The sequence below is a fragment of the Pseudomonas sp. FSL R10-0056 genome (assembly GCF_009600105.1).
Taxonomy (GTDB): Bacteria; Pseudomonadota; Gammaproteobacteria; order Pseudomonadales; family Pseudomonadaceae; genus Aquipseudomonas; species Aquipseudomonas bubulae.
The window spans coordinates 1-12,327 of the sequence record NZ_WIWL01000004.1 but is presented as its reverse complement, the minus strand read 5'-3'; the positions used below and the strand labels follow the sequence as shown (position 1 = coordinate 12,327).

General features: G+C 58.5%; 11 protein-coding genes and 5 tRNA genes. 6 read left to right on the top strand and 10 right to left on the bottom strand.

The annotated features are described in order from the left end of the window. The 3 genes from GHO42_RS00215 to GHO42_RS00205 form a co-directional block, all read left to right on the top strand. On the top strand, nt 1–344 hold a 344-nt coding region (locus tag GHO42_RS00215), incomplete at its 5' end, for an NAD-binding protein (protein ID WP_153384071.1). Between the two features lie 16 nt (nt 345–360). Next, a complete protein-coding gene (locus GHO42_RS00210) occupies nt 361–2,145 on the top strand; it encodes an IlvD/Edd family dehydratase (protein ID WP_095003372.1) in 1,785 nt (594 codons plus the stop codon). A gap of 132 nt (nt 2,146–2,277) precedes the next feature. Continuing rightward, complete coding sequence (locus GHO42_RS00205) at nt 2,278–3,465, top strand: fumarylacetoacetate hydrolase family protein (RefSeq protein WP_095020873.1); 1,188 nt, start codon at nt 2,278–2,280, stop codon at nt 3,463–3,465. Between the two features lie 63 nt (nt 3,466–3,528). Here GHO42_RS00205 and GHO42_RS00200 read toward each other — a convergent pair. Then, a tRNA-Arg gene (locus tag GHO42_RS00200) sits at nt 3,529–3,605 on the bottom strand. 325 nt (nt 3,606–3,930) lie between these two features. On the opposite strand from GHO42_RS00200, the gene GHO42_RS00195 reads away from it, so the two are divergent. From GHO42_RS00195 to GHO42_RS00190, 3 genes are all read left to right on the top strand, one after another. After that, on the top strand, nt 3,931–4,161 hold the full coding sequence (locus GHO42_RS00195) for a hypothetical protein (protein WP_095020878.1): 231 nt from the start codon (nt 3,931–3,933) through the stop codon (nt 4,159–4,161). 28 nt (nt 4,162–4,189) lie between these two features. Next, on the top strand, nt 4,190–4,366 hold the full coding sequence (locus GHO42_RS25605; protein WP_165446519.1) for a PA3371 family protein: 177 nt from the start codon (nt 4,190–4,192) through the stop codon (nt 4,364–4,366). Between the two features lie 274 nt (nt 4,367–4,640). Then, nucleotides 4,641–4,967, top strand: a complete 327-nt coding sequence (locus GHO42_RS00190; protein WP_016782142.1) for an Arc family DNA-binding protein — start codon at nt 4,641–4,643, stop codon at nt 4,965–4,967. Nucleotides 4,968–5,042: 75 nt separating this feature from the next. Here the strand turns inward: GHO42_RS00190 and mgtE are convergent, their stop codons facing one another. The 9 genes from mgtE to GHO42_RS00145 all read right to left on the bottom strand — a co-directional run. Further along, entirely contained in the window at nt 5,043–6,485 is a 1,443-nt protein-coding gene (gene mgtE, locus GHO42_RS00185; protein WP_016782141.1) for a magnesium transporter, read from the bottom strand. 403 nt (nt 6,486–6,888) lie between these two features. Further along, nucleotides 6,889–6,965: transfer RNA gene (locus tag GHO42_RS00180), tRNA-Arg, on the bottom strand. A gap of 71 nt (nt 6,966–7,036) precedes the next feature. Further along, a tRNA-Arg gene (locus GHO42_RS00175) sits at nt 7,037–7,113 on the bottom strand. A gap of 71 nt (nt 7,114–7,184) precedes the next feature. Further along, nucleotides 7,185–7,261 (bottom strand) — tRNA-Arg (locus GHO42_RS00170). Between the two features lie 107 nt (nt 7,262–7,368). Next, nucleotides 7,369–7,459: transfer RNA gene (locus GHO42_RS00165), tRNA-Ser, on the bottom strand. Nucleotides 7,460–7,520: 61 nt separating this feature from the next. Next, nucleotides 7,521–7,709, bottom strand: coding sequence for a carbon storage regulator CsrA (csrA, locus tag GHO42_RS00160; RefSeq protein ID WP_095003370.1), 189 nt, complete (start codon nt 7,707–7,709; stop codon nt 7,521–7,523). A gap of 184 nt (nt 7,710–7,893) precedes the next feature. Beyond that, entirely contained in the window at nt 7,894–9,129 is a 1,236-nt protein-coding gene (locus tag GHO42_RS00155) for an aspartate kinase (protein WP_095003369.1), read from the bottom strand. Between the two features lie 83 nt (nt 9,130–9,212). Continuing rightward, nucleotides 9,213–11,831: an alanine--tRNA ligase gene (alaS, locus tag GHO42_RS00150; RefSeq protein WP_095019219.1), complete on the bottom strand. Its 2,619-nt coding sequence runs from the start codon at nt 11,829–11,831 to the stop codon at nt 9,213–9,215. Nucleotides 11,832–11,977: 146 nt separating this feature from the next. Further along, nucleotides 11,978–12,327 (bottom strand): beta-eliminating lyase-related protein (locus tag GHO42_RS00145; protein ID WP_256671093.1); only part of this gene is annotated, 350 nt, incomplete at its 5' end.

Below are 12,327 nucleotides of genomic sequence, written 5' to 3'. Positions count from 1 at the left end.
GCACCATCGCCACCGTCGCCGAGGGCTTGCTGCTGGCCGAGCGCGGCGGCGCCGACCCGGCAAAGGTCCACGAAGCGTTGATGGGTGGTTTTGTCGATTCGCCGATCTGGCGCCAACATGGTCAACGCATGCTCAACAACGATTTCACCCCCGGTGGCCCGGCCAAATGGCAGCTCAAAGACACCCGCACCGCCCTCGCCCAGGCGCAGAAGCTGGGCCTGGACCTGCCGGTCGGCCGCCTGGTGGACAGCCTGTTTGCCGCCATGGTCGAGGCCGGTGACGGCGAACTCGACCACGCCGGACTGATCCGCCAGTTGCGCCGCAACAACCCATTGCCCGAATAACTTGCTGGAGCCTGCCATGACCGATTCAACCCCACGCCGCCTGCGCAGCCAGCTGTGGTTCGACGACCCAAGCCACGCCGACCTGACCGCACTGTATGTGGAACGTTACATGAACCAGGGCCTGACCCGCGCCGAACTGCAATCGGGGCGGCCGATTATCGGCATCGCCCAGACCGGCAGCGACCTGACGCCCTGCAACCGCCATCACATCGAACTGGCCAAGCGGGTCAAGGACGGCATTCGCGATGCAGGTGGCATCCCGATGGAGTTTCCGGTACACCCGATTGCCGAACAGTCGCGCCGCCCCACCGCGGCCCTCGACCGCAACCTCGCCTACCTGGGCCTGGTCGAGGTGCTGCATGGTTACCCGCTGGACGGCGTGGTGCTGACCACCGGTTGCGACAAAACCACCCCGGCCTGCCTGATGGCAGCGGCCACCACCGACCTGCCTTCCATCGTGCTGTCCGGCGGGCCGATGCTCGACGGCTGGCACAAAGGCCAGCGCATTGGTTCGGGCACCGTACTGTGGCATGCGCGCAATCTGCTCAGCGCCGGCGAAATCGATTACGAAGGCTTTATGACCCTGACCACCGCATCATCGCCGTCGGTGGGTCACTGCAACACCATGGGCACTGCGCTGTCGATGAACGCCCTGGCCGAGGCACTGGGTATGTCCCTGCCCGGCTGCGCGAGCATCCCGGCACCGTACCGCGAGCGCGGGCAAATGGCCTATGCCACCGGCATGCGCATCGTCGACCTGGTGCGCGAAGACGTACGCCCCTCCCAGATCATGACCCACGCAGCCTTCGAAAACGCCATTGCCGTGGCCTCGGCGCTGGGCGCATCCACCAACTGCCCGCCACATCTGATTGCCATCGCCCGCCACAGCGGTATCGAGCTGTCACTGGAAGACTGGCAGCGCGTCGGCGAAGACGTGCCCTTGCTGGTCAACTGCATGCCCGCCGGCGAGTACCTGGGTGAAAGCTTCCACCGCGCAGGCGGTGTACCGGCGGTGATGCATGAACTGGACAAGGTCGGCCGCCTGCACCGCGACTGCCTCACGGTCAGTGGCCGCAGCATGGGTGACGTGGTTGCCGACTGCGTCACCGGCGACCGTGACGTGATCCGCTCCTACGAAGACCCGCTGATGCACCGAGCCGGTTTTATCGTACTCAGCGGCAACTTCTTCGACAGTGCCATCATGAAAATGTCAGTGGTGGGCGAAGCCTTTCGCAAGACCTACCTCAGCGACCCGTTGCAACCCAACAGCTTCGAGGCTCGGGCCATTGTGTTCGAGGGCCCGGAAGACTACACGGCGCGGATCAACGACCCGTCACTGGACATCGACGAGCGCTGCATTCTGGTGATTCGAGGCTGCGGCACCGTGGGCTTCCCCGGCAGCGGCGAGGTCGTGAACATGGCGCCACCTTCCAACCTGATCAAGGCCGGGATCGACTCCCTGCCCTGCATGGGTGATGGCCGCCAAAGCGGCACCTCGGCCAGCCCGTCAATTCTCAACATGTCCCCGGAATCTGCGGTGGGTGGCGGTCTGTCGTTACTGCGCACCGGCGATCGCCTGCGCGTCGACCTCAACGCGCGCAGCGTCAACCTGCTGGTGGACGAAAGCGTGCTCAACGAACGCCGCCAGGAACCGCTGCCACCGCTGGCCCCGTCACAAACTCCGTGGCAGGAACTGTACCGCCAACTGGTCGGCCAGCTCTCCACCGGCGGCTGCCTCGAACCGGCCACCCTGTACTGGCGCGTGATCCCGGAAAACGGCCCGCCCCGTCACTCCCACTAGACACGACAAACACATTACCTGTGGGAGCGAGCCTGCTCGCGAAGCAGACACTGCAGATGGTCAGCCAACCCGTGGTGACTTGATCGCGACCAAGCTCGCTCCCACCAAGCACTCTTTTCAAGGATCACGTATATGCAAACGCTGCAATTGACCATAGAAAACACCCTGCCCGATGACTGGCAGCGCGCCACCCTGGTCGGTCGCGTGTGGTTGCCCGGCGAACGTGGCGGCCCGGCCGTGGTGGTGATTCGTGACGGTGAAGTAATCGACTGCACGGCCCACTTCCCCACCCTGAGCCTGCTGCTCGATAGCGACAACCCGCTGCAAGCCGTGCGTGAAATCCGCGGCACCGTATTGGGCACGATGCAGGCCTTGCTGGCCAACAGCGGCGAGCAGCGCGACATGGGCAAACCCTACCTGCTGGCCCCGGCAGATCTGCAAGTGATCAAGGCGGCGGGTGTGACTTTTGCTGCCAGCATGATCGAACGGGTGATCGAGGAAAAAGCCGGAGGCGATGCCCACCGTGCCGAAGAGGTTCGTGCCCTGGTGCACGAAGTGATTGGTAATAACCTGCGCGACCTGCGCCCCGGCTCGCCAGAAGCCATGCGCCTCAAACAAGTGCTGATCGAACAGAACATGTGGTCGCAGTACCTGGAAGTGGGTATCGGCCCCGACGCCGAAATTTTCACCAAGGCACCGATCCTCGCTGCGGTGGGCAGCGGCAGCGCCATTGGCATCCACCCCGGTTCAAGCTGGAACAACCCGGAGCCGGAAGTGGTGCTGGCGGTAGACAGCCAGGGCCGAATCCACGGCGCGACCCTGGGCAACGACGTCAACCTGCGCGACTTCGAAGGTCGCAGCGCGTTACTGCTGAGCAAGGCCAAGGACAACAACGCCTCCTGTGCACTGGGGCCCTTTATTCGCCTGTTTGACGAACACTTCAACCTCGACGACGTGCGCCATTGTGAAGTGACCTTGCGTGTTGAAGGTGTCGATGGCTACGTGCTGAACGGCAAAAGCTCAATGAACCAGATCAGCCGCGACCCGGCGGACCTGGCCGAACAGACGCTCAACGCCAACCACCAGTACCCGGACGGTTTTGTCCTGTTCCTGGGTACCCTGTTCGCTCCTACCGAAGACCGCGACCAGCCGGGCCAGGGGTTTACCCATAAGGCCGATGATGTTGTAAGCATCTCGTCACCGACACTGGGAGCGTTGCACAACCGCGTGACCGGCAGCGACCAGGCGCCACAATGGGCGTTCGGGGTCAGTGCACTGATGAAGAACCTGGCGGGCCGCGGGCTGCTGGGCCAGGCCTGACTGGCTGATTGAAAGCCACAAAAAAGGCCCCGCCTGTTCAACAGTGCGGGGCCATTACGTATCTGGTGTCCCAGGCGGGGTTCGAACCTGCAACCTTCCCCTTAGGAGGGGGATGCTCTATCCAATTGAGCTACTGAGACAAATAACGGCGTGCATGGTAACGGGCATGCCTGGGTTTGTCATGTCGTGAGTGGTCTTTTTAACTGTAAGACAGCGGCCAAAACAGATTTTTTTTGCCTCCGATGAGCGGTACGAGGTTGCGATCGACTGCACAGCACAAGCAAGGCTCAGGCGACCATCGTGCAATTTGCACTACATCAAAAAGCCATCATTGCAAAATGCAATTAAACACTCTTGAATATACGGCTCAACTCGCTGTTTTATAAGGTTTTTTAGCCTTGTTACAGTTGGCACGAAGACTGCTCTATTAACAGTATCCCGTCCATGCTCTCAGAGATGACCGCCATGAACAGCACGCTACTACTGTTAAACACCCTCGCGCTGGCCGTATTGCTGATTTTTCATTTTCTGCCCGAGCCCGTTTCGGCCGAGCAGCCTGTTGAAATGACGGCTACCTTCAACAAACCGCGGCCACAGGTTGCGGTGATGAAAGAGACCAGCCGCGTGACACCTCGTCTGGCTGCCAACCAGCCCGTCGCCGACCAGGCACCTGCGGGTGAACGCTGGGTCTTTTGAAAGCACATTGAGAGATGGGTAAGAAATCATGTCCAAAATCGCTTTGGCTCTGTTAATGCTGGCACTGTCGAGCCTTGCCCTGGATGTATTCACCAGTAACGAATTTGGCAATCTGCCCTTGATCGCCGCCGCGGTGTTTTTCGCTTGCTGGCTGGTGGCGCTGATGCTTGGCCGCAGGTTCAAGTTTGACCCGCAATTGCGCTGAAACTGCCCATAGGCAAGGGGGAAAACCCATTAATTTGCTGGGTTAATCGCTAAGCCACCCATTCGAGTGTATATTTTTAACAAGACCTACTGGCATAACGCCTTTATCCGGTTCAATATTTGTCACAGAATTGACGCCAGGGAAGTGGCAGATTTGAGGCATGATGCGCGCCTCTTAGCAATTCAGGTTGAACATTTGGCTATAAGGACGGTCTTAAACACATCCTGCGGCCAATTCCCGAGAACCGCTCCCCTGAACTAACCGGTTAACTAAAATGCGCCCATTGAAACAGGCAATTTACTCCAGCCGCACGGCTGACAAGTTCGTCGTTCGCCTGCCAGACGGAATGCGCGAGCGCATCGCCGAAGTGGCTCGCAACCATCACCGCAGCATGAACTCTGAAATCATTGCTCGTCTCGAGCAAAGCCTTATCCAGGAAGGCGTTCTGGGTGATGAGCTCAGCATGCGCCTCGACAGCCCCGAGCTTTCCCTGCATGAGCGTGAGCTGCTGCAACGCTTCCGCCAGTTGTCACACCGCCAGCAAAACGCCCTGGTATCACTGATTGCTCACGATGCTGAAGCAGCCTCTGAAGAATCCTGATTTAACCCAGGCATAAAAAAAGCCAGCAAATGCTGGCTTTTTTTATGGGCGCTGTTCGCGCCCTGTACAGAATGATCAAAGCAGGAAGATAGTCGCCAGCCCCAGAAAGATGAAGAACCCGCCACTGTCGGTCATGGCGGTGATCATCACGCTTGCGCCCATGGCCGGATCACGCCCCAGCCGGGCCAGCGTCATGGGAATCAATACCCCCATCAGTGCTGCCAGCAGCAGGTTGAGGGTCATGGCTGCGGTCATCACCACGCCGAGCGACCAGCTGCCATACAGCAGGTAGGCCACAACACCAATCACCCCACCCCACACCAGACCATTGATCAGGCCCACGGCGAGCTCCTTGCGCATCAACCGCGAAGTGCTGCCGGTGTTAACCTGATCCAGGGCCATAGCGCGCACGATCATGGTAATGGTCTGGTTGCCGGAGTTACCACCAATACCGGCCACGATGGGCATCAGTGCTGCCAGAGCCACCAGCTTTTCAATCGAGCCTTCGAACAGGCCAATCACCCGCGAAGCAATAAATGCCGTGACCAGGTTGACTGCCAGCCAGGCCCAACGGTTACGCAGGGACTTCCACACCGAGGCGAAGATGTCTTCTTCTTCTCGCAGACCGGCCATGTTGAGAACTTCGTTTTCACTCTCTTCACGGATCAGGTCGACCATTTCATCGATGGTCAGACGGCCGATAAGCTTGCCGTTCTTGTCCACCACCGGGGCCGAAATCAAGTCATAACGTTCAAATGCCTGAGCAGCATCGTAGGCATCTTCGTCCGGGTGAAAACTCACCGGGTCGTTGGCCATGACCTCAGACACTTGTTTTTCAGGGTCGTTGACCAGCAGACGCTTGATCGGCAGCACGCCTTTGAGCGCACCGTCGTAATCGACCACGAACAGTTTGTCGGTATGGCCCGGCAACTCCTTGAGGCGACGCAGGTAACGCAGCACGACTTCAAGGCTGACATCCTCACGGATGGTCACCATCTCAAAGTCCATCAAGGCACCGACCTGGTCCTCGTTATAGGACAGTGCGGAGCGCACGCGCTCACGCTGCTGGCCATCCAGGGTCTCCATCAGCTCATGGACGACGTCTCGCGGCAGCTCGGGAGCCAGGTCAGCAAGTTCGTCGGCGTCCATCTCCTTGGCGGCTGCCAGGAGCTCGTGATCGTCCATGTCGGCGATCAGGGTTTCACGCACCGAGTCGGATACTTCGAGCAGGATGTCGCCATCGCGATCAGCCTTGACCAGCTGCCAGACCGTCAGGCGGTCGTCCAGAGGCAATGCTTCGAGGATATAGGCAACGTCTGCGGAGTGCAGGTCTTCCAGCTTGCGCTGGAGTTCAACAAGGTTTTGCCGATGGACCAGGTTCTCGACCCGGTCATGGTGATGGCCTTCCTGACGATGAGTCAGATCTTCGACCACACGCTGGCGATTAAGCAGCTCAATAACTTGAGCAAGGCGGCTTTGCAGGCTTTCTTGGGTTTTCTTTACTTCAACTTCGGTCATAGGCGAACTCCACTCCCAGCAGCAGGGCACGCCGGAAGGATCAATCAGTCAATTCATGATTGGTAAAGCGGGATGCTGAGTTACTACTGGGTAAGTCCATGGAGGTATTCCACAAGCCCCGGCGGGGCTGACGGCCGCAATCATACACGGCTTGAAAATTAATGACGCAAAAATCTTGGAGATAACAAAAGCTTGCGAAAAACCGCCAGACGGCGCCTGCGCACTGCTTGTGCGACGAAGGATGAGTTGCACAGGGCACAACTCAAAGCTGAAATTCAACCTTGTAGCCGTTGACGAGCAGGGACAAGAGCCAGAATAAACACAAGACAAGTCGCGAGGATGACAGCAATAGCCAAATCGCAGATAACAAAAAGCCCGCACAACGTGCGGGCTTTTTGATGTTTGGTGCACTCGACAGGATTCGAACCTGTCACCGCTCGGTTCGTAGCCGAGTACTCTATCCAGCTGAGCTACGAGTGCAGGTTGTGTTTGTTAAACCAGACCACCGCTGGCTGAAGCAAAGCCAACTGCCTGGGCAATTGACTCTTAAATGGTGCACTCGACAGGATTCGAACCTGTGACCGCTCGGTTCGTAGCCGAGTACTCTATCCAGCTGAGCTACGAGTGCAAGTTGTGTTTGATAGACCAGACCACCGCTGGTTGAAGCAAAACCAATCGCCTTGGCAATTGACTCTTAAATGGTGCACTCGACAGGATTCGAACCTGTGACCGCTCGGTTCGTAGCCGAGTACTCTATCCAGCTGAGCTACGAGTGCATTTGAAGCGGCGCATTATAGACCGTTGAATCTCTCTGGCAAGATTTTTTTTCAGTATTTTCAACAACTTACTGAACTGCCTAGATTACAACGTGCTACATGAATAATGGCGGAGAAGGGGGGATTCGAACCCCCGACACCCTTTTGAGATGTACTCCCTTAGCAGGGGAGCGCCTTCGGCCACTCGGCCACCTCTCCGCAACACGGGGCGTATAATAACCAGCCTTTTCCCCGCATGCAACTAAAAACTTAAATAAAATTAAAGACTTGGTTCTTCATCCTTTTCATTCTTGATCCGCAGGTAGATCTCTTCACGGTGTACGGCCACTTCCTTGGGAGCATTGACGCCAATGCGCACCTGGTTGCCTTTGACGCCCAATACGGTCACGGTAATTTCGCCATCGCCTATGATCAGGCTTTCCGCACAACGGCGAGTCAGAATCAGCATACGTTTCTCCTCACACTTATCTTTTCAGGGACAACAGTCTGCAAAAAAAAAGAGCCCGAGCCTACTAGCGACTAGTAGCACTCTGCGCTCCTTAGTATTGACCAACATGACAAAACGGGTGGGCTTCGTGCATGCCTGCCAAAAAACAAAGGGCGCGGATTAACCGCGCCCTTCTGCCAACGCCTTACTCGCCCTGTCGGGCTGGCGCATCCAGATCAAAAGCGGTGTGCAGGGAACGCACGGCCAGCTCCAGGTACTTTTCTTCGATCACAACAGACACTTTGATCTCGGAAGTCGAGATCATCAGGATGTTGATGTTTTCCTTGGCCAGCGATTCAAACATGCGGCTGGCAACGCCTGCATGAGAGCGCATGCCCACACCCACGATCGAAACCTTGGCAATGTTGGTGTCGCCCACCACTTCACGGGCACCGATCTCGCGAGCGGTATTTTCCAGCACGCTTTGCGCCGCATTGTAGTCATTGCGGTGTACGGTGAAGGTGAAATCGGTGGTGTTATCGTGCGCAACGTTCTGCACGATCATGTCGACTTCGATGTTGGCCGCGCTGATCGGGCCCAGAATCTTGAACGCCACGCCCGGGGTGTCCGGCACGCCACGGATGGTCAGCTTGGCTTCGTCGCGATTGAACGCGATACCAGAAATGATCGGCTGTTCCATGGATTCCTCTTCATCAATAGTAATGAGGGTACCTGGACCCTCCTTGAAGCTGTGCAAAACGCGCAGCGGAACGTTGTACTTGCCGGCGAACTCGACTGCGCGGATCTGCAACACCTTGGAACCCAGGCTGGCCATTTCCAGCATTTCTTCGAAGGTGATCTTTTCCAGACGCTGCGCCTTGGCCACAACCCGCGGGTCAGTGGTGTAGACGCCGTCAACATCGGTGTAGATCTGGCATTCATCAGCCTTGAGGGCCGCTGCCAGCGCCACACCCGTGGTGTCGGAACCGCCACGGCCCAGCGTGGTGATATTGCCGAGCTCATCAACGCCCTGGAAACCGGCAACCACAACCACACGACCGGCCTTGAGATCAGCGCGAATCTTCTGATCGTCAATTTTCAGGATACGGGCCTTGGTGTGCGAGCTGTCCGTGAGGATGCGCACCTGGCTGCCGGTGTAGGACACGGCCGGCACACCACGCTTGTTCAGCGCCATGGACAGCAGACCAATAGTCACCTGCTCGCCCGTGGATACAATCATATCCAGCTCACGCGGCAACGGCTGATCGCTGATTTGCTTGGCCAGGTCGATCAGGCGATTGGTTTCGCCGCTCATGGCCGATAGCACGATCACCAGATCATTGCCGGCTTCGCGGAACTTCTTAACTTTATCGGCGACCTGCTCGATTCTCTCGACAGTGCCGACCGAGGTGCCTCCGAATTTCTGTACGATCAAAGCCATTTCAAAGCAGCCTCAGCCCATAAAGGGCGCCCATTTATCATTCAAACGACGCGCCGTTACTAGACAACGGCGCGTTCTGGACCTCAGATACCCTGCTCGACAAATGGCACGGTCAGAGCCAGCGCGGCGTCCAGGGCTGCAGCATCAACACCGCCACCTTGCGCCATGTCCGGACGACCACCGCCCTTCCCGCCCACTGCCGCAGCAGCCTGCTTCATCAAATCACCGGCTTTGAGTTGGCCAGTCAGGTCTTTGGTTACGCCTGCAACCAGTACAACCTTGTCTTCATGGACACTGCCGAGCAGGATCACCGCACGACCGAGCTTGTTCTTCAGCTGATCTACCAGCGCCAGAAGCGCCTTGCCGTCTTGACCGTCCAGGCGGGCGGTCAACACTTTCACGCCTTTTACGTCCACTGCCGACGATGACAGATCATCACCCGCTGCGCTTGCGGCCTTGGCCTGCAACTGCTCAAGCTGTTTTTCCAGCTGACGGTTGCGCTCAAGTACCGCCGACAATTTGTCGACCAGGTTCTCGCGCGAGCCCTTGACCAGGCTGGCGGCTTCCTTGAGCTGCTCTTCGGCAGCATTTAGGTAAGCCAGTGCAGCTGCGCCGGTCACCGCTTCAATACGACGGATACCGGAGGCTACACCGCCTTCGCTGATGATTTTCATCAGGCCGATATCACCGGTGCGCTTGGCGTGGATACCACCACACAGCTCAACCGAGAAATCACCACCCATGCTCAGCACGCGCACGCTGTCGCCGTACTTCTCGCCAAACAGCGCCATGGCGCCTTTTTCCTTGGCGGTTTCGATGTCGGTTTCTTCAGTCTCGACCGGGGTATTCTTGCGAATCTCGGCGTTGACGATATCTTCCAGCGCCTTGATCTGCTCAGGCTTGATCGCTTCGAAGTGGCTGAAGTCAAAACGCATGCGCTGGCTGTCAACCAGAGAGCCTTTCTGCTGAACGTGCTCGCCCAGAACCTGGCGCAAGGCGGCGTGCAGCAAGTGGGTGGCCGAGTGGTTCAGCGCCGTGGCGTGACGCACATCGGCGTCCACCTGGGCTTCAACGGTTTCGCCCACTTTCAGGCCGCCCGCAGCAACCACGCCGTGGTGCAGGAAAGCGCCACCGGTCTTGGTGGTGTCGCGCACGTCAAAGCGGGCAGCACCCGCCTGCAGGTAACCGCAATCGCCGACCTGACCGCCCGATTCGGCATAGAACGGGGTCTGGTCGAGAATCACCACACCCTCGTCGCCTTCGTTCAGGCTGGCAACCGACTGCCCTTCTTTATACAGCGCAACCACCTTGGCCGAGGCCTGGGTAGCGTTGTAACCGACAAACTCGGTCGGCACGTCGACTTTGACCAGGGTGTTGTAGTCCAGGCCAAACGAGCTGGCCGAACGGGCACGCACACGCTGGGCTTCCATCTCGCGTTCGAAGCCTTCTTCGTCCACGGTCAGGTTGCGCTCGCGGGCGATATCGGCCGTCAGGTCCATCGGGAAGCCGTAGGTGTCGTAGAGCTTGAACACTACGTCGCCAGGCACCACGGTACCCTTGAGCTCAGCCAGATCCAGCTCGAGGATTTTCAGACCCTGCTCCAGGGTCTTGGAGAACTGCTCTTCTTCAGCCTTGAGCACGCGCTCGATATTGGCCTGCTCGCGCACCAGCTCCGGGAAGCTGGCACCCATCTCGGCCACCAGGGCCGCGACGATCTTGTAGAAGAAATTGCCGGTAGCACCCAGCTTGTTGCCATGACGGCAGGCGCGACGAATGATGCGGCGCAGCACGTAGCCGCGACCTTCGTTCGATGGCAGTACACCGTCGGCGATCAGGAAGCTGCACGAACGGATATGGTCCGCTACCACCTTGAGCGATGCCTGGCCTTCGTTGGCGCAGCCGATCGCGTCCGCCGCTGCGGTCAGCAGGCTCTGGAACAGGTCGATATCGTAGTTGGAGTTGACGTGCTGCATCACCGCACTGATCCGCTCCAGGCCCATGCCGGTGTCTACCGACGGCGCTGGCAACGGATGCAACACGCCATCGGCGGTGCGGTTGAACTGCATGAAAACGTTGTTCCAGATTTCGATGTAACGGTCGCCGTCTTCGTCTGGCGAGCCCGGCGGGCCACCCCAGATTTCCGGGCCGTGATCGTAGAAAATCTCGGTGCACGGGCCGCACGGGCCGGTATCGCCCATGGTCCAGAAGTTGTCCGATGCATACGGCGCGCCCTTGTTGTCGCCGATACGGATCATGCGCTCGGCAGGCACGCCGACGTCCTGGGTCCAGATGTCGTAGGCTTCGTCATCGCTGGCGTAGACGGTCACCCACAGCTTGTCTTTGGGCAGCTTGAGAACACCGGTCAGGAAGGTCCAGGCGAAATTGATCGCATCTTTCTTGAAGTAATCGCCAAAGCTGAAATTGCCGAGCATTTCAAAGAAGGTGTGGTGACGGGCGGTGTAACCGACGTTTTCCAGGTCGCTGTTCTTGCCGCCGGCACGCACGCACTTCTGGCTGCTGGTCGCTCGGGTGTAGGCACGTTTTTCTTGACCCAGGAAACAGTCCTTGAACTGGTTCATCCCCGCGTTGGTGAACAGCAGGGTCGGGTCGTTATTAGGGACCAAGGAGCTGGAAGGGACACGGGTGTGACCTTGCTCCTCGAAGAAGCGAAGGAAGGCTTCACGGATTTCTGCGCTTTTCATAGGTTCTTCCACGGAGGCTGCGGCCAGAGGCAAGTAAATCACGTCAATCGACAGTGCGACTCGCAAAGGGCCGCATTATATCGGCCCTTCGCCCCGGGTACAGCGTGTTTATACGATAGCGACAAGCAATTGGACGGATTGAACGCTTATTGAAGGGAAAACTCGGCAAAAACCGCTATCACCTGCTCAATCTGGCTGCGACTGACATCCATGTGCGTCACCATTCGCAAGCGCGGCGCGGCACTGAGCCTGATCCCCTGGCCGGCCGCAAAGGCCTTGAGTGCCTCGGCACGCTCACCGATCTGGACGTAGACCATATTGGTCTGCACCGGCTCAACCTCATAACCGGCAGCACGCAGGCCCTCGGCCAGCAACTGGGCATTGGCATGGTCATCGGCCAGACGCGCCACCTGATGATCCAGTGCATACAGCCCGGCAGCCGCCAGTTGACCGGCCTGGCGCATGCCGCCCCCGACCATCTTGCGCAGGCGCCGGG

What these genes read in the sequence shown, in the direction of transcription:
- GHO42_RS00210 (WP_095003372.1), top strand. Translation starts at nt 361, where the DNA reads ATGACCGATTCAACCCCACGCCGCCTGCGCAGCCAGCTGTGGTTCGAC.
- GHO42_RS00205 (WP_095020873.1), top strand. Translation starts at nt 2,278, where the DNA reads ATGCAAACGCTGCAATTGACCATAGAAAACACCCTGCCCGATGACTGG.
- GHO42_RS00195 (WP_095020878.1), top strand. Translation starts at nt 3,931, where the DNA reads ATGAACAGCACGCTACTACTGTTAAACACCCTCGCGCTGGCCGTATTG.
- GHO42_RS25605 (WP_165446519.1), top strand. Translation starts at nt 4,190, where the DNA reads ATGTCCAAAATCGCTTTGGCTCTGTTAATGCTGGCACTGTCGAGCCTT.
- GHO42_RS00190 (WP_016782142.1), top strand. Translation starts at nt 4,641, where the DNA reads ATGCGCCCATTGAAACAGGCAATTTACTCCAGCCGCACGGCTGACAAG.
- mgtE (WP_016782141.1), bottom strand. Translation starts at nt 6,485, where the DNA reads ATGACCGAAGTTGAAGTAAAGAAAACCCAAGAAAGCCTGCAAAGCCGC.
- csrA (WP_095003370.1), bottom strand. Translation starts at nt 7,709, where the DNA reads ATGCTGATTCTGACTCGCCGTTGTGCGGAAAGCCTGATCATAGGCGAT.
- GHO42_RS00155 (WP_095003369.1), bottom strand. Translation starts at nt 9,129, where the DNA reads ATGGCTTTGATCGTACAGAAATTCGGAGGCACCTCGGTCGGCACTGTC.
- alaS (WP_095019219.1), bottom strand. Translation starts at nt 11,831, where the DNA reads ATGAAAAGCGCAGAAATCCGTGAAGCCTTCCTTCGCTTCTTCGAGGAG.